This is a genomic window from Pseudoalteromonas sp. Ld20 (assembly GCF_045064175.1).
GTDB classification, from domain to species: Bacteria; Pseudomonadota; Gammaproteobacteria; order Enterobacterales; family Alteromonadaceae; genus Pseudoalteromonas; species Pseudoalteromonas neustonica.
The window spans coordinates 1-21,745 of record NZ_JBISHB010000024.1; the positions used below are offsets into that span (position 1 = coordinate 1).

General features: G+C 39.0%; 20 protein-coding genes and 1 pseudogene. 5 read left to right on the top strand and 16 right to left on the bottom strand.

Features of this window, described 5'->3' with window-relative positions; genetic code table 11:
* From ACJJVX_RS00995 to ACJJVX_RS01020, 6 genes are all read right to left on the bottom strand, one after another.
* The coding region (locus tag ACJJVX_RS00995; protein WP_405629613.1) for a hypothetical protein at positions 1-371 on the bottom strand (371 nt) is incomplete at its 3' end.
* A gap of 547 nt (positions 372-918) precedes the next feature.
* Positions 919-1,263: a hypothetical protein gene (locus ACJJVX_RS01000; protein ID WP_405629615.1), complete on the bottom strand. Its 345-nt coding sequence runs from the start codon at positions 1,261-1,263 to the stop codon at positions 919-921.
* Positions 1,264-1,623: 360 nt separating this feature from the next.
* Positions 1,624-4,770: an efflux RND transporter permease subunit gene (locus tag ACJJVX_RS01005; RefSeq protein WP_170172800.1), complete on the bottom strand. Its 3,147-nt coding sequence runs from the start codon at positions 4,768-4,770 to the stop codon at positions 1,624-1,626.
* 11 nt (positions 4,771-4,781) lie between these two features.
* Positions 4,782-6,047 (bottom strand): efflux RND transporter periplasmic adaptor subunit, encoded by a 1,266-nt coding sequence (locus tag ACJJVX_RS01010; RefSeq protein ID WP_054203860.1) that lies wholly within the window; start codon positions 6,045-6,047, stop codon positions 4,782-4,784.
* On the bottom strand, positions 6,044-7,303 hold the full coding sequence (locus ACJJVX_RS01015) for a TolC family protein (protein ID WP_405629617.1): 1,260 nt from the start codon (positions 7,301-7,303) through the stop codon (positions 6,044-6,046). Before ACJJVX_RS01015 ends, ACJJVX_RS01010 begins: the two co-directional genes overlap by 4 nt.
* A gap of 53 nt (positions 7,304-7,356) precedes the next feature.
* The gene (locus ACJJVX_RS01020) at positions 7,357-7,737 is read right to left on the bottom strand and encodes a hypothetical protein (protein ID WP_157601466.1); all 381 of its coding nucleotides are present in this window, start codon (positions 7,735-7,737) and stop codon (positions 7,357-7,359) included.
* 184 nt (positions 7,738-7,921) lie between these two features.
* Here ACJJVX_RS01020 and ACJJVX_RS01025 point away from each other — a divergent pair.
* Positions 7,922-8,328, top strand: a pseudogene (locus tag ACJJVX_RS01025) (cation diffusion facilitator family transporter); the annotation flags it as partial.
* 386 nt (positions 8,329-8,714) lie between these two features.
* On the opposite strand, the gene ACJJVX_RS01030 reads toward ACJJVX_RS01025, so the two are convergent.
* The 8 genes from ACJJVX_RS01030 to ACJJVX_RS01065 form a co-directional block, all read right to left on the bottom strand.
* Positions 8,715-9,032, bottom strand: a complete 318-nt coding sequence (locus ACJJVX_RS01030) for a DUF3325 domain-containing protein (RefSeq protein WP_405629619.1) — start codon at positions 9,030-9,032, stop codon at positions 8,715-8,717.
* 37 nt (positions 9,033-9,069) lie between these two features.
* Positions 9,070-10,584, bottom strand: coding sequence for a PepSY domain-containing protein (locus ACJJVX_RS01035; protein WP_054454090.1), 1,515 nt, complete (start codon positions 10,582-10,584; stop codon positions 9,070-9,072).
* A 20-nt stretch (positions 10,585-10,604) separates the two neighbouring features.
* Positions 10,605-10,901 (bottom strand): hypothetical protein, encoded by a 297-nt coding sequence (locus ACJJVX_RS01040; protein WP_054203866.1) that lies wholly within the window; start codon positions 10,899-10,901, stop codon positions 10,605-10,607.
* A gap of 202 nt (positions 10,902-11,103) precedes the next feature.
* Positions 11,104-13,245, bottom strand: a complete 2,142-nt coding sequence (locus tag ACJJVX_RS01045; RefSeq protein ID WP_405629622.1) for a TonB-dependent receptor domain-containing protein — start codon at positions 13,243-13,245, stop codon at positions 11,104-11,106.
* Between the two features lie 89 nt (positions 13,246-13,334).
* Entirely contained in the window at positions 13,335-14,672 is a 1,338-nt protein-coding gene (locus ACJJVX_RS01050) for a histidine kinase sensor domain-containing protein (protein ID WP_405629624.1), read from the bottom strand.
* Positions 14,669-15,355, bottom strand: coding sequence for a response regulator transcription factor (locus ACJJVX_RS01055; protein WP_405629627.1), 687 nt, complete (start codon positions 15,353-15,355; stop codon positions 14,669-14,671). The genes ACJJVX_RS01050 and ACJJVX_RS01055 overlap by 4 nt, the downstream gene beginning before the upstream one ends.
* Before the next feature lie 621 nt (positions 15,356-15,976).
* Positions 15,977-16,300, bottom strand: coding sequence for a hypothetical protein (locus ACJJVX_RS01060; protein ID WP_405629629.1), 324 nt, complete (start codon positions 16,298-16,300; stop codon positions 15,977-15,979).
* 396 nt (positions 16,301-16,696) lie between these two features.
* Positions 16,697-17,863 (bottom strand): MFS transporter, encoded by a 1,167-nt coding sequence (locus tag ACJJVX_RS01065; RefSeq protein ID WP_405629631.1) that lies wholly within the window; start codon positions 17,861-17,863, stop codon positions 16,697-16,699.
* 125 nt (positions 17,864-17,988) lie between these two features.
* Here ACJJVX_RS01065 and ACJJVX_RS01070 point away from each other — a divergent pair, with 125 nt between their 5' ends.
* Positions 17,989-18,876, top strand: a complete 888-nt coding sequence (locus ACJJVX_RS01070) for a LysR family transcriptional regulator (protein WP_170172793.1) — start codon at positions 17,989-17,991, stop codon at positions 18,874-18,876.
* Between the two features lie 11 nt (positions 18,877-18,887).
* Here the strand turns inward: ACJJVX_RS01070 and ACJJVX_RS01075 are convergent, their stop codons facing one another.
* The gene (locus tag ACJJVX_RS01075; protein ID WP_054203872.1) at positions 18,888-19,172 is read right to left on the bottom strand and encodes a hypothetical protein; all 285 of its coding nucleotides are present in this window, start codon (positions 19,170-19,172) and stop codon (positions 18,888-18,890) included.
* Between the two features lie 256 nt (positions 19,173-19,428).
* Here ACJJVX_RS01075 and ACJJVX_RS01080 point away from each other — a divergent pair, with 256 nt between their 5' ends.
* Both ACJJVX_RS01080 and ykgO read left to right on the top strand, forming a co-directional pair.
* Positions 19,429-19,680 (top strand): type B 50S ribosomal protein L31, encoded by a 252-nt coding sequence (locus ACJJVX_RS01080; protein WP_054203873.1) that lies wholly within the window; start codon positions 19,429-19,431, stop codon positions 19,678-19,680.
* 2 nt (positions 19,681-19,682) lie between these two features.
* Complete coding sequence (gene ykgO / locus ACJJVX_RS01085) at positions 19,683-19,823, top strand: type B 50S ribosomal protein L36 (RefSeq protein WP_054203874.1); 141 nt, start codon at positions 19,683-19,685, stop codon at positions 19,821-19,823.
* A 102-nt stretch (positions 19,824-19,925) separates the two neighbouring features.
* Here ykgO and ACJJVX_RS01090 read toward each other — a convergent pair whose 3' ends face one another.
* Positions 19,926-20,315 (bottom strand): cytochrome b562, encoded by a 390-nt coding sequence (locus ACJJVX_RS01090; RefSeq protein WP_405629635.1) that lies wholly within the window; start codon positions 20,313-20,315, stop codon positions 19,926-19,928.
* A 415-nt stretch (positions 20,316-20,730) separates the two neighbouring features.
* Between ACJJVX_RS01090 and ACJJVX_RS01095 the strand changes: the two genes are divergently transcribed.
* Entirely contained in the window at positions 20,731-21,699 is a 969-nt protein-coding gene (locus ACJJVX_RS01095) for an ABC transporter substrate-binding protein (RefSeq protein ID WP_235575749.1), read from the top strand.
* Positions 21,700-21,745 lie beyond the last annotated feature (46 nt).

Consider the following 21,745-nt stretch of genomic DNA (forward strand, 5'->3'; position numbering starts at 1 on the left):
ACAGCATTTCCATTACATGTATCAGGAATGGAGTTTAGTCGCTCTAAAGATTCTGGCCCATCAGTCTCACTCGTTGTAGTTAAAATGTCATTCTTAATATCTAAAGAAAAAGTGAAAGTCTGACCATTGGAAATTATAATTAAATTATTCCCAACAACTTTCATACTGGTATCATCAGTTATTTGACTATAGCTGCCACTAAGTGAGCATTCATATCGAATTACATCACCATTATTCATTATTTTAATAATGCTTTCTTGGTTCCCTGCTTCATGCCAAATTCCTGAGTATTTATTATTACTCTCTTTATCATTTCCACAGCCTAATAAAGCGAGAGCCAAAAATGAACACCCTACTACTTTTTTTATCACTATTTATCCTTTAGTTAAATTTATTGCCGTACCTTAAAAACGAACCTTTTAGCAGCAACTTTAAGCAACTTATAGTTATCCCGTACTATAAATAATGTATTTACTCATCACTCTTGATCATGGAAAATACTTATGTTGATCACGAATATGTGAGCCAAAATAATCGTGTTTGTTGATCACCAAAAGTAATTTTTTTATACGCAGACTCCGGGGTTGTCGTAAAATCAATTATCTATAAGATCTGAGAAAACGGTATTAATTTCTATCCATCGGCTTACTATACCTGCAATGGGCACAAAATAAAAGGCTTAGAGGTCTCACGCTTTGCTAACCTTACCGAGATCTATTGGGCAAATCGAAACTTACATACACAGTTTAGAGTGTCACTTAGGTGATACCCAGCTAATTATTTATTGCAAGGAAAAGCACACTTATAAATAAAAAACGACAGTCATCAGATCGCTGGCATTGAAAAACAAGGGATTAGCGCTGTTAAAATTTGCGGTGGAAAGTGAATTTTTGTGTTTGCTGTCCAGCTCAGGGCGTGTTAGTGGTTGTATGCTACACCATAACTTATTGCTGCTATTATAAAAAAGAACAGCCATGACAAGTACTTACCTCGAGTAAATAAAAATGAAACAATACCGCTTAAAGCAAATACAGTAGCAATTATTGTAAGGATTTCATTATTAATATTTACACTTGGGTTTGATAAAACATACAAAATACCAGCAAATCCCCACCAAGCTAACGTAGTTAAATGCCAAGCGAACCTTAAAACCCGTTTCGTGAACCAATCACTGCCTAATAATTTAGGTAAGTTACCTCTTCGAAACAAACGAGTTAATAAATACTTTTCACCTAAATAAGAGTGAACAACACCAATGATCAACAAAAACAAGACAGCCATCTAAATTTAACAAACACAACCGTTCCACTAAATTTACTTTTTAGGTTATGAATTTATCTTTTACTACTGCGTTACTTTCATTTCACCCATTAAATGAGCTATTTTTACTTTTAAGCCTAAATTACGCGCATGAAAATGACTGCGTAATTGCAGTGTTAACTTTTAACTAAGGACTTTTAACTTTATACCAGCAGCTTTCACAGTTACCTATATTCGCTCGTCGTTTTATGTGTAACACAAGACGTAAGTTTACACGCCTTGTGTTATGACTTTAAAATAAACGTTGATCATACAAAGCAATTTTATAACTCATTCTCTGAGCAATAATTTTCATAATGCACTCTATGATTCACTGCTTAGTAGTAATTGCTGCTGGCTAAACTTCGCGTATAATACCGGCAACACAAATAATGTTAAAAACGTTGCCGTAAATAAACCACCTACAATCACCGTCGCTAATGGTTTTTGAATTTCAGCCCCAATCCCTGTCGATAACAACATTGGGATCAACCCTAGAGCTGATGTTAATGCCGTCATTAATACTGGGCGTAATCGCGATAATGCACCATTAAACGCAGCCTCGTTTAAGCTATCTCCCGCTTTAACACGGTTATTAATGCTTTCGACCATCACGACACCATTAAGTACTGCAACTCCAAACAAGGTTATAAAGCCTACAGAGCTTGGTACAGACAAATATTGCCCTGAAATATATAAAGCAACAACGCCACCAATAACAGCTAAAGGTACGTTAACTAAGATCAGTAAAGCTTGGCTGATTGAACCAAAAGCAAAATAAAGCAGTAAAGCAATTAATGCCAAAGAAATAGGCACAACTATTGATAAACGCTGTTGTGCTCGTTGCTGATTTTCAAATTGGCCACCAATATTCACCCCATAACCGGGAGGAAGTTCAACTTGCTGTGCAATAACACTGCGAATATCTTCAACTACCGAGCCCATATCGCGCCCTAGTACATTGGCTTGAATAACTACGCGGCGTTGTACATCATCTCGGCGAACTTGTGGTGGGCCAGATTCAATTTGAACGCTTGCAACATCACCCACTCTGACGATAGCGCCACTAGGTGATGACAAGCGTAAATCTTCTATTGATTCTGGCGAATCACGAAATTGCTTAGCAATCCGTACATAAATATCATAGCGTTCATTAGCATTGATAATTTGTCCTGCCGATGTGCCACCAATCCCCTGCTGCACGATCGACATTAAATTGCCTACAGATAACCCATAACGAGACAACGCTTGGCGGTTTGGTTTGATCACTAACTGCGCTTCACCTGCAATTTGTTCCATTGCCACATCTTTTGCACCAGCAACACCTTTTACTGCTTGTTCTATTTCTTGCCCTTTCGTCACGAGCACATCTAAATCGGCCCCAAATAGCTTGATCGCTAATTGCGCTTTAACACCAGATAGTAGCTCATCAACACGGGTTGCAATTGGCTGTGAGAAGTTAAAGAGTAAACCTGGGAACTGCTCTAATTTTTGCTCCATAAGCACTTGTAATTGCGCACGGTTACTAGCCGATTGCCATTCACTCACCGGTTTTAAGCCAAGATAAATTTCTATATTGTTTACAGGCTCCGGATCACCTCCCACTTCAGGGCGACCCACTCGGCTTAAGGCATACTCAACTTCAGGAAACTCTAACAGTATTGCTTCAAGCTTTGGAGCAACCATAAGTGCAGTTTCAAGACTGGCTGAAGGCGCAAGCGTAACGCGTAAGTTGATAGTGCCTTCTTCTAATTCAGGCACAAATTCAGTCCCTAATTGTGGTATCAACACGGCTGCAATGACAACTAACCCAGCCGCAGCACATATAACTGTTTTACGAGCACTCATCGCCCAACGTAAGCTTACTTTATAAGCGTTATCTAATGGCTCAAGTATTACACTACGCCTAACGGTCACGCCTTTAGAAAATAAATACACAGCCATAGCAGGAACGATAACAAGCGCGACTATTACAGCTGCAATAATTGCTAACATAATGCTTATCGCCATTGGCTGGAATAACTTAGCCTCCACTCCTTCAAAGCTAAACAGTGGCATAAAAACAACTAAGATAATTAATGCCGCAAAAAATACCGGTCTTGCAACTTCTTTAGCAGCTAGCGTGATCAAATCGGCAGCTGAGTGCTGCGTTTGCGTATCGTCAGCATGCTTAGTTAAATGGCGAAAAATATTTTCAACCATAACCACAGAGCCATCCACCAGCATACCGATTGCCACTGCAATGCCACCTAGTGACATTAAATTCGCAGATAAGCCTAACCACGCCATAACGCACAATGCCATTCCAATTGAAATAGGGATCGACAGTAACACCAACAGAGTCGCGCGAAGGTTCATCAAAAACAACGCCAACACCACAACAATAAAAATGAATGCGAGTAACAGTGCATCAACTACTGTATCAACCGCTTTGGTGATCAAATCAGCTTGGTCGTATAATGGTTCAAACGTCACCCCTTCTGGTAATGCCTGATTAATCAACTCAATACGCGAACTTATCCCATCAATTGTTTGTTTGGTATTTGCACCAATACGTTTTAATACAACCCCCGTTACAACTTCACCTAATGATTGAATATTTCCTTGAGCATCTTTTTTACTCATTGTTGCAGCACCTTGGCGGATCTCACTGCCTAGCGATACCTGTGCGACATCTGCGATTGTGATCACTTTACCATCAATGGTTTTTAATGGTGTTTGTGCAATTTCTTGCAGCCCTTTGGAGCCTGCATTAAACCACCCTGTACCACGAATAACGAGTTGCTCTTGGCCGCGGTTCATATACCAACCGCCCACATTGGTATTATTTTCTTCAAGTGCTGTAACAACTTGCTGTTGTTCTAACTGGTAAGCCAACAACTTATTTGGATTAAGATTTACTTGATATTGACGAACATCACCACCGAACGACAACACTTCAGTCACCCCATCCACCGGTAATATTAGTAACTTTACAATCCAATCGTTTAAGCTTCGCAGCGCCATACTATCAAGGCCTGATTCAGGAGATGCCGCTAATAAGTATTGGTAAACTTGACCAAGTCCAGAAGTATTCGGCCCCATTTCTGGCAAACCTATACCATCAGGGATTAACTCTTTCGCAGCTTGTAAACGCTCGAACACTAATTGACGAGCAAAATAAATATCTACCCCTTCTTTAAATACAACAGTCACACCCGATAAACCCGTTTTAGAAATAGAACGAACTTGCTCTACATCGGGTAATGCATACATTACTGCTTCTATTGGGTACGTTATTAACTGCTCGACTTCAACGGCCGCTAAACCAGGTGCTTCAGTATTTACAGCAACTTGCACATTAGTAACATCAGGAAACGCATCAAGGTTCAATTTTGGGATCACTAATGCGCTCATGGCAATCAACACACACAGTGCTAACAATACCAATAACCTGTTAGCGATAGCGCTATCTATTATTTTATTAAACATACTGTTAGCTCCTAATGGTTATGCGGATCAAAGCCGCCTTTAGCTTGCTCTGATGCAACAAAAAATGCCCCTTCAGTCACTACCTTGGTGCCCTCTGTCAACCCTTTAATTTCACGAAAGTCAGCAAACTTTTGGCCTAATTCAACTTCTGTTGAAATAAGCTCACCATCTTCGTCTTGCACAAATACCGCCCAATCACCATCAGGGTTTCTAAGCAGTGCTTGCTCTGGCACAGCCAATACTTTTTGATCCGTTGAGAATGAAAAATACACATCACTGAACATGCCCGGGTGTAATACGTGTTGGCCATTTTGAACACTTAAACGTACAACTCGTGAACGAGTGACTTGATCGATAGTATGAGCTTCTTGGATCACTGTTGCTGGGTATGATCGTTGATTAACTTTCACTTTAGCGATTGCTCCCTTAGCAATTTCAATGACTTGATTTGCAGATAATTGCGCTTCTACCCAAAGTAAACTTTCATCCGCTATAAGCATTAACTCAATACCAGCATCAACACGTTGTCCTTGAGAAAAGCTATCACTCAGTATCGCTCCTGATGTACCAGCATATAGCGTATATTCACCAAGTTTTTTTGCAGGAATTGATGCACTTTCTGCTATCGCTTGTTTCGACAAACCAAATGCAACTAATTGGCTGTGAGCCACTTCAAATTCAGCCTTAGCAGTGAGCATACGCTTCTCACTTACGGTGCCTTTGCCCATTTTCTGAACGCGTTGCCATTCTGCTTTTGTTAACCGATAAGTCGTTTGTGCACTGGCAACATCAGCACTAAATAAAGTGACAAGCGGTGCGCCAGCTTTAATATGCTGCCCTAAAGTAGCATGGCGTTTGACCACAATTGAATCTACTCTTGGTGACAGTACATAACTACTATAACCATTTGCTTTGATTTCGCCTGGTGCATAAAGCTGTGACTGATAACTGCGCTTAGTTAAAGTACTCACCCGTACATTGGCTAAGCGCATTTGTGTTGGTGTTAAGCGCACAGCGCCTTCTTGCTCATGTTCTTCACCTTCACTTGGCTCAACCTCACTTTTTTCATGCTCATGACCCGCGTCTTCTTGATGTTCCTCTTCATTCTCATGTTTAGCTTTATCAGGTGCATGCTCATGCATTTCTTTTAATTGTGCTTCACTATGCTTATGACCTAATTTAGTATGATCAACGTATTCAGGCTCAACAGTTGCTGCCTGAGCAAAACTGCTAAAAATAAACGCAAGGGCAGGAAAAGTTACATTTAAACGTTTCATAGTGCTGTTCCATTTGTAAGAGTACGAGAGAAAGTAGTAATAAATTGACTAAGTTGGCCGCTTTGCGTTAACCAGTTAACGCTCGCTAATTGACTTTGCTGAACAATTTCAATACCCGAAAGTAACCCTGAGCTACGTTGTTGACGCATAGTTAGGTACTGGGCAGTACTAATATCTCCACTACGCCATTGTTGCTCAATCAGTACTAGACTACTGTCTGCATTATTTTGATTAATTGCTTGCCAACGTTTAACACGCTGCGAATATGCTTGCATAACTTCTTTACTGGCTTGTGCTTGAAATGTCATTGCGCGATGCACTGCGCGATATTCAGCCTCTTTAGACAGAGCTAATGATTCAACAGACTGATATTCATCACTAAAGTCATTGACTATGTTTAATGGCATTGAGAAGTTTAAAGATACAATACTGTCATCACCATTTTTACCGGCTGAAATACCCACTGTAGGTTTGACAGCTCGCTCAGCTTTGAGAACTTGCACTTGCTGGCGTTGCAGTTGCCATTGTAATTTAGCAAGCATCAATTGTGGGTGCAGGTTCACACTATCACTCTCTATATTGAGTTTGAAACCTGCTAATAAACGTTCAGGTGAAAGTGAATTTCCTTCTTTCCAATTAGGTAAAATAGCTTTAACCGCTAATTTAGCATCAGCATAGGCACTCGCTTGCTGAGCCGTTTTATTAAGGATTTCAGACCATGAATATAAAGCTAATTGTTCATCAAGCTGGCCTACTTCACCTGACTCTCGACGCTGTTTAATAATGGCAACTAAACGTTCTAGTTGTAATTCTTGCTCTTGTGCTAGTTCAAAAGCAGCCTTACTACTTCGCCAATTAATTAATGCGGTTAACGCTTGCTCTACAAGTGTAAGGTAAACTAGCTGCATACTTTGTTGTTCAGCTAATAAAGATATCTCCGCGGCTGCTACTTGGGCCTCTTGTTGATCGTTAATATCAAACGTTTGACTAAAACCAATACTGAAATTGTTATCGTCCCCTTCCTTTTCGATACTCGAATCAAAGCTTGGGTTATAAATACCATACTGTGCGGCGCGAACAGCAGCTTCGCCACTGTGTAATTGTTGATAGGCAGCTTGTATTTTTGGATGCTGATTTAGATGGTTCAATAACCAATTTAAATCATTAGATTTCTGGGTCGGACTTGCTAAAACAACAGGCGCAACAAAAATAGCTACACACACGCAGGCAAACCCAAGTGGTTTTTTTAAGTTCATAAATTGTACTCATACTAAAAAAATCGATGACCAACTCGCGTGGTCTGAAAAAATTAACTTAGTAAGTGAACAATTGGAGGACGTAAATCAGGGGTGATTAAACGTGAAATGAATGTGTCTTGCACTGAGGTAATAGCGGCATAGCTTGGTAATAAAGCACTATTTTCCCATATTTGTGAGAACAAAACTGGGATATGACAAACATGGCAGTGCGATTCATCAGCGTTATCAGCAATGGCTTGCTCTAATTGAAAGTGCTCTTCTTGATGTAACTCATGATCATTGTTAGCAATACAATGAGTATCTAACTGTGCTTGTTGATTAAGTAACTGGGCTGCATTTTTAATCACATGATTATAATCAGCCACATCAAAACTATCCAGCAATGGCTGAAGTAGTAAAAAGGCTAATAATAACAACACTGACTGTTTCAAATACATACCCAAAAAAGTAATTAAATGTAACCATACCAGAACTTAACCACACTGCAAAGCCAAGATGAGTTTTTTATAATCAAATACGACTTTCAACTGCTAGCTAATTTTCACATGCTATTTTAGTATGAATATCACCAATATTATGAATATCAACAATATTTTAAATAGAGTACTATTTTGTATGGCACATAATCATGCTCATAATAACGATGATAAAAGTAAGTGTCAGCTAAGTGTAGCGGTCATCATTAACGTGCTACTCACTATTGCCCAAGTTGTTGGAGGGGTTGTCTCAGGTAGTTTATCTTTGATCGCTGATGCAATTCACAACTTAAGCGATGCAGCCGCCATATTTATAGCCTTAGTTGCCCGAAAAATTGGTAATAAACCCGCCAATAATTCATATCACTTTGGCTATATACCCAAACCACCTCAAGATGGCTTGGGTATAAACGCGCAAAAATATTAGCAACGCTACTAAACAGCACAACGTTAATTATCATCGGCGGTTTTTTAATAATTAAAGCCATAGAAAATTACTTTAACCCCAGCCCTATCGATGGCTGGATTGTGGTTTGGGTGGCTGCTTAGTTATCGGGATAAATCCACGACCTACAGCAAATCATAACTCTATGGATGTTACTGTGTTGTCGGGATAAATCCACGACCTACGCAAATCATAACTCTATGGATGTTACTTTGTTGTCGGGATAAATCCACGACCTACAGCAAATCATAACTCTATGGATGTTACTTTGTTGTCGGGATAAATCCACGACCTACAGCAAATCATAACTCTATGGATGTTACTGTGTTGTCGGGATAAATCCACGGCCTACAGCAAATCATAACTCTATGGATGTTACTTTGTTGTCGGGATAAATCCACGACCTACAGCAAACCATAACTCTATGGATGTTACTTTGTTGTCGGGATAAATCCACGACCTACAGCAAATCATAACTCTATGGATGTTACTTAGTTGTCGGGGTAAATCCACGACCTATAACAGTAAGCAGCTTTGAAATGTATGCCAATAAAACAGCTAACATAGTAGCCGTAAGAGTGGCGGTTGCTACGCTGTAAACCAAGCCTAGTGACACTCCCCAACTATTTACTGCAATTATAACGGCTAAAATAACGAAAGCGTAACCACCGCATCTCAGCGCCAAAACAGTCCGCTTGGTTGGGCGCGATGTATGCTGAAATACCTGACTAAAATGCCGAGGGATTGAAAGGCTTAATAATGCAAAACCAATTAGTTGCAGCAGTATTTGTGCTAAAATCAACATATTTAAAAAACCTCTATTTTATATATTTAAATGCAATCTAAATGGCTATTTTACTCGTGTGTTTTTGTAGTAATACGGCTGAAAAAGCGAAACACGCGGAAAAAAGCAGCATGCTTAAGTCAAAACCAAGCATTAGCCAATCTCCTTTTTGTGCACTTAAAAGCAAGTTGTGCTCTGTAGTTAACATATTACATAGGGGTATAAATGCGTAGAGCGCTGCCGCTACCCACAGCATATTTTGCCAAGCTTTATCTGCAACTCTTAGGGCACAAAAAACCCCACACAATGCAAAAGCGATAAATAAACTGTGCATTTCCCATTCAGCGCGGTCAGGCATTGCTGACGGTAATAAGCGATTACTTAAAAAATAACAGGCTATGGCAATGGGCAAGCCAACAATCACAGCGGCATTGAGTTTATCTATTACGTTAATCAATCTCGTTTGCTGTTTTTTACGCTTATTAACCCAAATAATCATGCCTGTTGCTATCATTCCTGCGCCTAATAGCCCTGATATAAAATACAGCCAGCGTAGGTAAGTACCTGCAAATAGTCCTTCGTGTAAATGTTCTAATATGTCATATACTTGTGCAGCGCTATGAGTTTTACCTATTGATTGCGCTATTTGTACCCGTTCATTAACTATGCGATAGGTGATCAGAGTTGCAAACTCGATCCCTTCATTCGCATCAAGCCATACCTCAAAGCTTGGTTGCGATGTATGTCGATCAATTAACCCTAGATAACTTATAGCTTGATTTTTATAACGTACTTTGGCGTCTTTTAGCGCTGTTTCAAGGGATAAATCAGCTGTATTTAATTCAATAAATTGTTGTTGCTGATCTTCTACTTGAAACAGATCATAAAACTGACGATGTATTTTTTTACCCTCCCCATAGGTTGCATCAATCACGGGCGCAAACGATATGCCCATTAATAAAACAAGCCCGCTGTAAGTGATCATTAAATGAAAAGGTAATGGCAGTACACTAAAAATATTATGTATATCTAACCACGCTCTTAGTCCTTTGCCTGTTCGAAAGGTAAAAAATTCAATAAAAATCTTTTTATGGATGATCACTCCCGTCACTAAAGCTATCAACATAAACAAGGTTGCTAAGCTGGTCACAAGATAGCCAACCATAATGGGCACGTAATGTAAGTTATAATGTAAGCGGTATAAGGTTTCTCCCCCGCTTGTTTCTCGACTCGAAATAGCGTTATTAGTGTAAGGATCAAGGTTTTTTTCGTGCCATTGCCTTGGTATACCTAACTCAGTATTTGCTAACTGTAACCACGAAATGTCGATATGTGGATCACGTATGGATGGGTAACTGATATACCACTGTGCTCCATCACCTGCTAACGAGTTTAGTTGCTGTTGTGCCTTATTGAGTATAGTAAAGTCATCTATTGGTGTATTAACAATGGCTATTTCAGGCTTCATCCAGCGATCGATTTCATTCTCGAAATAGCCAGCGCTGCCTGTTACAAATATAAAAAATAGTAGCCAGCCAAAGGCAAAGCCCGCCCATGTATGTAACCAACTCATTGATTGCCTAAACCTGGGTTTCATAACACCGCAATCCCATTTAAATGACGAACAAAGCAGTACATTAAAATACAAAGAGCAAATACGCTGATACCTGCGCGCAGGGTTGTTTTAGTGGCAAATACATAAAGTACGGTTACGGTGTAGATAATAAAACTCAGCATTAGGGCGCTCACAATGGAGTTTATAATGTCGCCAGGTAAAAGAAGTGCAACGAGTATTGCGCTCAAAGCTGCTAATACATAACCTCCAACCAGGGCAATAAGCACTCGACAAGTTATATTTAAGGCAGCAAGGTGTTTTGTTGTAAGGTTCATATAAAGACCAAAAAAGTATACTCAAGTGACGATAAGATGTAAGTTTAACTTTTCACAGGGGCTTAAAATCTAGGCGTTAATTTGCAACAATACATTGCCTTAATCGCCCCTCTTTAATTCCACTTGAAACTTACATCTGAGGTGGCTTGAGTATATAAAGAACTTAAATAGCTACGCTCTTTAAGTTCTAATTACACTAAAATTAAAATTTATATGAAACGCTTAGACGAATATCTCGCCCTCGCTCTTTAATTCCTACAACATTTTCATAACCAGTGATACTTCCATAATCGGCAACACTGCCGTGACTTATGTAAGATTCATCCAATAAATTTTGTATTGATAAATCAAACCTAAGATTATTAAGTGGCTCATAAGTAATGTAGGCATCAACAACGTCGTAGCCTGGTTTATTGATTGTCTCTAGCTGAGTAACCCACTCTAATTCCATTGACCGATAGAATACGTCAATATCATTCAAACTAGCGACATGGTTATAGCTCATACCGAGTTTAATTTGCTCACTCAGATCGTAGTTAAAATTTATGTTAAATGAATCTGCAGCAGAGTTACCTAAGCCACCAAATTCATAAGCTGACATGTCAACACCATCTAACACAACTGTGCTATAACCTGATGGGTCATTTGCATCAGGCCAAACAAATGGGGCATTATTTAATTCAACATTATTGTGGTTATAACTAACGATAACGTCAAAGTCACCCGCTTGATAACCGGCCACCAGCTCAATACCATTTGTTTCTAAATCACCAATATTTTCATAGAAAACACCTTCTCGGCCTTTAAATTTATCAAATACCACACCGTTAATTACGCTTAAATAAGCGGATGCTTCAAATAACCAAGTCCCGTCGTTATAAATTAAACCCAACTCGGTGTTCTCAACATCTTCAGCTGATAGGTTTTCATTATGACTTAGCTCACCCACAGTAAAGGCATCGGCAACTTGTCTGCCACGTAATGCTTGTGCGTAACCCGCCGACAGTTTTAGTGAATCTGTAAAGCTGTATTCAAAGCCAATATTACCGCTAAAGCCATCTTGTTTATCTGTTGAAAAGCTATCAATTGATGTAACCGGCTTGCCATTGGCATCGGTTTCAACAACCCACTTACCCTCTACTTTTATCCAATTAGCTTCAATACCATCGTGATCAAGTTCATAAGCATCGTAACGCGCACCAAAACTCAATATTAATTCGTCGCTAATTTGCCAATGATCTTGCGCGTATACACCTGTTACTGTGCCTTTTTCATCAAAAACACCCCCAAACTCTTCATAAGAGGATGAATGAACTTTATCAACTTTTTGTTCAACTCCATACGTAATTGAATGATCACCTATGTCACTGGTATTACGGATATCAAAGCCGGTGGTTTGTATTGATGCATCCCATGTAAAAAGCTCTCGCTTAAACGATGACTCTGTTTGGTACAAAGTCGTTTCAAGGTTAACAAGGCTGTTTAAATACCAAGCATGGTTTAAAACAAGGGTTTCTCGCTCACCCCATGATTCAAATAATGGATCGCCTTTTAATGGCGCCCAGTTTGTCTGCTTACCAAATTCACCTTCTTCTTTGCGAATTTCATAACTAAGGGTAAGGTCTTGATTATCTGTTAGATCAGCACTAATTTTTATAAAACCTAACTCTTGATCTGATGCTGTACCATAAAGCTCTTCCCCATCGCCATCATCCATATTATTTCGGCTTACATTAACGTACGACGCTAATACACCAATAGAATCCGTTACTTTGCCGTATAAAGAAACGCTTTCTTTATGCCCGTCATTTGAGAAATAATTAGCTTTGATCATGCCACCAAATTGCTCACCATTGGCAAGCATGTCGTCAGCATTTTTGGTTTTAAAGCGAATTGCACCGCCCACTGCGCCGGTTCCCGATGTAGCTTCACCGGCGCCCGCTTGCACTTGTACACTGCGAAGTAATTCAGGCTCTATGGCAACACGGCCTATATGATGAAATAAAGTACTCGTTTGTGGCGCGCCATCAACTGTTACATTCACCATTGAGTCTTCCATACCGCGTACAAATATTTTTTGGGCAATGCCTAATGAGCCACCGATAGTAACGGAAGGGGTATGACGAAAAATGTCACCTAAATCATTTGCTTGGTAGTTTTCTAATTCAGTAGGTGTGATCTCTGAATTTGTTGTTGCACCAACAACTGTGATTTTTTCAATCTTTTTGGTTTTTTTCTCGCTAAGAGCTTCCTCAGCATAAACATTAGCGCTACAAAGTGCAGCCAAAATGGCACTGGCAATACTGGTTTTTAAACGTACTTTTCTAGTTGATACAGATGACATGACTTATATCTCAAATAACTGATGAATGCTTAAGTAAGAATTATTACCATTTAAGCGTTGTAAGGATACGACTTTTACAATTGTTACATTTAAGAAATAGGAATCATTATCAAAACCTTTAGACCTCCTTGTGATTGATTTTCTGAACGCACATCAGCTCTAACACTCGCTAAATGCCGCTTAGCAAGCGCTAAACCTAACCCAAAGCTGTCATTTTCTGCCATGCGTGAGTTATCAATACGAAAAAAAGGATCAAATACTCTTTGCAAATATTGCTTTTCAATACCGGGGCCTTGATCAATCACTTCAATACAATAATGAGTCGCCTCTTTTGCTATCTTGATTTGTACGAGCTTACCCGATGGTGTAAAGCGCAGCGCATTACGGATGATATTCTCAATAGCAGGGCATAAAGCCCTATGACTACTGTTGTTAACTACCGCATTATTTGGCGACTCTACAATAATGCGACGATCAGGAAATTCAAACTTAGCGTCTTCAACAAGTACATCGAGTAAATCAACTAAATCAACGTCTTCTTGCTTAATAATCGGTTTTTCGTTTTCTAACCACGCGAGTGTGAGCGTATCTTCAACCAATTTACGAATATGATGGGACTCACGTGTTATGCGCCCTAGGTGCTGCTGAGCATTATTTAAATCAAAACTATTTACTGCAATATCTAAACGTGTAAGTGGGGTGCGTAATTCATGAGATAAGTCCGATATTAATTGCCGTTGACTGGCAATAAGCTCACCAATTTGGCTCGCCATTTGATCAAATGTAGACGCTAAGTGAGATAGTTCATCCTTACGATGTCCTAAATGCTTGCCAACTCTGACTTTAAAGTTACCCTTGCTAAAGGCCGAGGTCGCTTTATCTAATTGCTGTAATGGGGTAATTATGTGTCGGTAAAGTATCACGGATAAAACAACTAAAACGGCCATAGGCATCAAAACTTGCAGTATAAACTTTATTGTAAGCCAGTAAGTTCCTGGGCGCATTCGTTCAGGCAGTTTAATGAGCAAACTCGCATTTGTTTGGCTAAAAGGTAGCTCCATGATTGGGTTTACTTCAAAATACAAATGTATTTTCCAATCAATGCTTCTTCCAAAGTGGTAGCCACCTACAATATCTTTTTCGATTTGTTCTCCAGCTATATGCACGGCATTAAAACTAGCAACAGATACCCATGTTTGTTCTTGTGCTTGTAAATTTTCTAACCATTGCACTAAATCCTCATGTTGATCTGATAAATAAAGCTGCTCAGCCTGTTTACTCCACTGTTTTAACTGCTCGCGATGTTGCTCGGCAATAAAACTCATGCTCTCTTCTGTTTTTAAAGTCAGTGCATGCAGTAGGTAAAAAAAAGCAACCAAGCCGGTTGCTAAAATAAGGCATAGTTTCCAGAGAATTTTGCGATTCATTTAAAACAATACCCTTTTCCGTGAACCGTCTGTAAGCGCTCGCCAAGCCAATTTGCTTCGTTGAGTTTTCGCCTTACGCGACTTAAGTGCATATCAATACTGCGGTCGTATGCGCCTAACTTTTTATTTAATACTGCCTGATACAAATCAGCTTTACTGACTATTTTATTTTGCTGCGACACCAGCTCCCACAGTAACTTAAATTGTATTGGCGTAAATTCAATTTCGTTCTCGTTTACAAAAATGCTTTGTTTTGCCGTATTAAGTGTGAGGCCATCAATACTTATCTCAAAGTGGTTGTTAGCAGGAGTATAGGACGAGCTACGCCTGAGGATACTTTCGATTCTCAGTAATAACTCTTGGGTGTTAAATGGTTTAGCCACATAGTCATCGGCACCATGAGTTAGCCCTAAAATACGCTCTTCTTCAGCGCCTTTTGCCGATACCATGATCACTGGTTGTTGGCTGCTCTCACGTAAAATTTTAAGTAATGATACACCATCAAGTTGGGGGAGCATTTTGTCTAACAATATCAACTGATGCTGTTGTGACTGCGCAAGCTTTAACCCTGTTTCGCCATCAAAGCATTGTTCAACTAAATAGCCTGACTTTTCGAGTAGATCAGCCAAATAATTACTTAAGGTGTTATCGTCTTCAATTAATAAAACTTTTATTTTTGCCATAAACACACCGCTTAAAATGGTAACGATAATAATTAGTGTTATAAATGGTATGCTATCTGCCCCTATAAAGTAAACACACCGTATAACTATCGGCGATTCTTTTAATTCCAATCGGCGCTATATTTTGGGGTCGCTTGGGTATACTCGGCTGTGTTAAATACGTTTTTATGAATGTCTAGGTAGGTAATACGTTCAAACCGTTTTTTAATTGTGGTACTTCTTATGCTTGTACAGAGCTTTATACCCAAGCCACCTCAAGATGCAGAATTCAGCGTTTCACAGAGGCTTAATATCAAGGCGTTACTTTGTAGGAATGGCCGCCCCTTTTAAGAAGGAATAACGATGAGAGTAAGTCGCTGTGAAAAGCCCAACGGTTTGGTTTGAAAGCGATTTATACTGCGTTATTGATTTTAACAATAGAACCACTATTACTTGCAATCAATGCCTTGCCTAAATCGGTTTTAATTCCAACGACGCTCGCATCTTGAGGTGGTTTGGGTATATTAGCTGTCATCGCGCATGCAAGAAGACGTAAACAAAGTAACAACCGATTACTCTGATCAGGCCGACAACAGCACGGCGAACTGGCAAGTACACTTAAAATTTAACAATAAAGGCTTACTAATCTGTTTGATAATAAGCTTCCCAATCTTTTGGCGCAGGGTACTTCTGCTTATACTCGTGTAAATCAAACTCACTGGCATACTTAAGGTAAACGTCAAAGTAATCAGAAAGGTATGATTCCCCATCTCCCATTCGCCAAAATAAACTGTCTGAGTCAGCATATTCAGAGTATTTTAGCCAAGGCGGTAGCGGTGGTGAAAACTGCAATTCATTTTCGAATCTTTGTATCAACATTTCCTCCCACTCTTTTTTATGTTTGAGGTAAGCATTCCAATCTTCTACCGACACGCCATCTGGCGGTTCAATTTTTTCTGAAGTCATACCAAATCCTGATAATAATTCTGCATTAGCCATTAATTAATGGTGCTATTGGTAGCACTGTAATTCAAATCGACATTCATTTCTATGTTCTGGACAACAACAAAATAGACAAGCCCTACGCCCCCCATAATGTTGGGCTCATTTTTTGAATCAACTGGCGCATAAAACGCCATATCTGTGTTGCACTTTGAGCAAATAGACTCTTTGGACCTTGTACAAAACAAGGATAACTACCAAGTAAAGTTGCATAATCGTTCAAACATCCAGCTCTATCGAGCGGTTTGTATACAGCTTAACCCACCAATTTATATGAAAAGATAGTTCACTTAATACTACTCACTTAGATTCAGATCATGATTGCTGGGGGATGAATTTATTACCCGAAGTTGAGGCTATTTAGCAAATACGTTGTTTATCTAAGTGCCCTGCTAAACATGTAGCAGCTAACGCTGCACTGCAAATTATTGCGCCGATCCATGCGGTGTCTTGCAATGTTAGGGTTTCAACAACGTGTCCACCAACAACTGAGCCCAAAGCAATGCCAATGTTAAAAGCGGCAATATTCAAACCGACAGCGACATCAATCGCTTTTGGTGTATCTTGCTCCGCTATTTTTACAACATGCAATTGCAATCCAGGAACATTACCAAAAGCAAATGCGCCCCATACTAATACGGTGATCACAACAAGCAACGGGGAGTTCATTGTAAATGTCAGTGCTAATAAGGTAATGCTTAAACCTAAAAATAAAACTTTAAGTGCTTTAATAGGCCCATATTTATCTGCAAGTTTACCACCCCACACATTCCCTACAGCAACCGACACACCATAGCCCAGCATGATAAAACCAACATATGAGGCAGCAAAACCAGCATGTTGTTGTAAAATTGGGGCAAGAAAAGTAAATGCAGTAAAGGTCCCACCATAACCTAAAATGGTCATTGTATAAGCCAGTAGTAAACGTGGCTTAAGTAATACTTGTAGTTGATCTTTTACCTTTGTTGGTATTACTTGATCAAGCATGTTGGGGACTAAAATTGCACTACCAATTAATGCAATCAAACCCAACAATGAGACCATCAAAAAAGTGGATCTCCAGCCAAAAACTTGGCCTACCCACGTCCCTAAAGGCACCCCTGTTACTAATGCTACCGTTAATCCGGTAAACATAATAGCAATTGCGCTGGCTTGTTTTTCTTTACTCACTAAGCTCGTTGCCATCATAGAGCCTATCGAAAAAAATACGCCATGAGCCAAACCAGTTAAAACTCGCGCTGCGATTAAAGTTTCATAGCTTGGGGCTTGCCAAGCAACTATATTGCCTATGACAAATAATGCCATCAAACTCGTAAGTACTGTTTTTCGCTTCCAGCGACCTGTTACTGCCGTTAACACGGGTGCGCCAATTGCGACACCCACTGCGTATAAGCTCACTAAAAGCCCTGCAGATGGCAAACTAACACCAAGATCGTCTGCAATAATAGGGATTAAACCTACTATTACGAATTCTGTTGTTCCAATTGCAAATGCGCTTAACGTAAGCGCCCATAAAGCTAGTGGCATACTGTAATGTCCTATCGGGTATTGAAGATAAATAGTAAGAGCCCAGTGTGAACGAATTAACAGTTGTGAAAAATAGCATTAGTGGCAAAATACATTTGTTATATTTGCAAATATAAGGCAGCCCAATGAGTGTTAAATCAAAAACTGAAGATCTAGAAGCTTTTGTAACTGTGGTTGATTGCGGCAGTTTTTCTCGGGCAGCCGTTTTATTAGATCAACATATTGCTAAAGTATCCCGTGCGATAACGCGTCTTGAAACAAGCTTAGAATGCGCTTTATTAAGTCGCACAACACGGCGTTTGGAGCTGACAGAAGAAGGCCAAACCTTTATTGAATACGCGAGAGAAGGATTAAATCTACTAGAGCATGGGGAGGAGTCGTTACGTTTATTAAAACATGCACCCGCGGGGAAACTACGTGTAGATGCTGCGAGTCCATTTGTATTGCATCAGCTAACACCTTTAATAGCCCAATTTAGTCATTTATATCCAGATATTAGATTAGACATCACATCTCATGACAACGTAATTGATTTGCTTGAACATAAAACAGATTTAGCTATTCGTATTGGCCAATTGCCAGATTCAAACTTGCACGCACGTAAATTAGGTATTAGCCAACTACACCTTGTAGCGAGTCCTGCTTATTTAAAACAAAGCTCTGCACTTAATACGGAGTTAGATTTATATAACCATAAGTTAATTGGCTTTACAGGCACTACTAAGTTAAATAAGTGGCCACTTCAACAAGCCTGTGCACTTAATTTTTCTCTTAATGCCAGTAGCGGCGAAACCATTCGTCACTTATGCATTGCAGGACAAGGCATTGCACTACTTTCACAGTTTATGATCGCAGACGATCTCACTCACAATAGGTTAATAAAAGTCTTACCACAGGCAATAAAAACGCCTAACCAACGTGAATCTGTACAAGCTGTGTATTACAAAAATAGTGCAGTATCGTCGCGTATAGTTGCCTTTTTAGATTTTATACAACCACGTCTAACACTTTAATTATGAACCCGTTATTCTTGGTGCTCAAACTGACCGCGGTACACTTCAAACACTTTCAATACGGTGTGTTGAGCTTTATTTAGATTATCAAACCAGTTATCAAAAACGTCGTCATCGTCTTGTTCACTTAACGCTAAATATTGCGCTAGCAATTCAACAATATCGTTATGTGTACAGCTTAATGGATCTATTTGTTGAGCAAGTACGCTGTGATCTCTGCTACGTAATGTGTCCATCACGCCTTGATCTATTTCTTGGCTTTGCTCACTGATGCTCTCTTTAATTGATTCACTCATACTAACCTGTACTCCTTAATGCTCGGTTACATATTATTTATAACAGGCTAATTAGCAATTGCTAGCTTTTTTGATCTAACTGCTTATTTTTTAGTTGATTTGCGCGAAATAGAACCATGTTCACTACTTTTACATCCATTGCACCTAAAAGTAATGACTTAGTTAGATTTAAAATAGTGTTTGCAAAGGATTCTTATTTACTATAAGTTATAGTTATACTATCACATAACAATACTGATATAATTAAAGGCATTTTATGAAACCTAATATTCATCCAGATTACCAAACAGTTGCTTTTCACGATACTGCAGCAGATAGCTACTTTATTATTGGATCAACAATAAAAACGAGCCGAACTATTGAATTAGAAGGTAAAACTTACCCTTACGTGCCAATTGATGTATCAAGTGATTCTCACCCGTTTTACACAGGTAAACAAAAATCTGTTGCGACTGATGGCCGTGTTGCAGCGTTTAATCGTCGCTTCAAAAATATCGGGAGCAAGTAGCAATGAAAGTTTTAAGTTCACTTAAAAGTGCTAAAAATCGCCCAGGGTGTCAAATCGTTAAACGTAAAGGTCGTGTTTTTGTGATTTGTAAAGACAACCCACGCTTTAAAGCCGTGCAAGGAATGAAAAAGAAAGGAAAGTAAACGCCCTTTTGTGCGCCTGAAAATTGGCGCACTTTTTACCTTCTACAGTTATATACCTCTTGTCCAGCATACACCAGTCTTCGTAGTATAAAAAATAGCTTTTCACTTGCCAAATAACAGTTCCCAAAAACTTGGCGGCTCATGTAGTTTATGGTATTGCTGTCGTAACTCATTAATTGATTTTAATGGTTTTTTAGCAGCATCAAGCCCTTTTTCATTCGCTAACTTTTTAGCAATTTCAGCCTGAGCGATTACTTTATCTAAACCCTGACGCGAACTTTCAGCTTCTTTATGAAAAGTCGCTGTCTTACTGAGCTTAACTAAAGTGATAAACTCATCAATCGCTGTATTAAACTCACTTAATTGCGTTGCTTGAACACTGTGCTTATAAGCTAGCCCCATATTTTTCATATTGGTTTCATGATCTAGCTCTTCAGCAAACACCAAAGTAGGCGTTAACATTAATACAATTATAAATAGCAGCGCTTTCATTTTAAACCTTGTAATATAATTTCTAGCGATAAAGCACATTATATACTTAAAAAACTTAAAGGTACGCGTTTCAGTTAGAATTAAGAATAATAAACGGCTTCTGCTGGCTATCAATAAATTGCTTTATGTATACGAATTTTAGTATTAGCACCACTTTTGTAGCACTCATCACAATGTCTATAAATGCGCAAAACAGTCAATTATCCCTAATATTAGTATGGTCTAATTATGAATCGTACTGTCATTCTGGTAAAGTCTATCCTCATTTGATAGATGAATTTTGAGCATTACTTTGATTTTATTTTCCCGGATTCTAACAAGTTCTTTATTACTAGTTGCTATACTGTCATCGTTTAATGTATTGGCGTTGAACATAACATTTATTAATCCCGGTTTTAACAAAAGTACTGATGACGTGAATAACAGCACAGGCGATTTCTGGTATAAAGTATCAGCAGCAATGCACGCAGCATCAGACGATCTAGATATTAATTTAACCGTTTATTATGCCAATCGTAATCACATATTAATGAAAGAACTTATATCTAAAGCACTCAAAGCAAAGCCAGATTTACTTATCTTAGTTGATGAAAAACAAGTGATTAGTAATTATTTGTTATCAATAAATACCGATAATGTACCATTGTATTTTCTTTTAAATCGCCCAAATGCATCCCGATTACATTATCTCATACAACATAATGCAAATATTGTAGGCAGTATGGTCCCTGATAACCGTATGGGCGGGCGCTTGTTAGCTGAAGCGCTTTTTAACAAACATCGCAACAGTAGTAACACCAATATGAAAATTTTAGCCCTGCTTGGTGACTACACGACACCTGCTGCAACTGCTCGTCGTGCTGGACTGACTGATTATTTGAATTCATACCCTGAAGCATCATTATTTGCTGAGGATGTGGCTAATTGGTCTCTTGAAGAAAGTTATACAAAAACGTTAGCGTTTTTACAAAATGCCCCTGAGATTAATGCTATTTGGTGCGCCAATGATGCGATTGCATTTGGCGCAATTAAAGCTCTTAATACTTTAAACTTAAGAAAACATGTAGTCGTAGGCGGTATTAATTGGGACACGCCTGAAAATAAAGATATAACACTTGATGTTTCTATAGGTGGGCATGTTTTATTAGGGGCGCACGCGCTTTTAAACATCTATGATGCATCTAAAAAACCTGAGCAATTTCCATTGCAACATAAACAAGTTGCATCATTTAATAATAGAACGGATGACTATGAAGCACTTATAAATAAAATAAATAGTGGTGATTTGAAGATGATTGATTTTTTACTCTTTTCTCAAACACAGGAAAACCATTTAGATTTCACGGTTGAAAATTTAGCCCATGAGCTAAAAAACTCACTGTAAAGCCCCTTTACAGTGAGTTTAAAATATTCAAGTCGTTTTTAACACG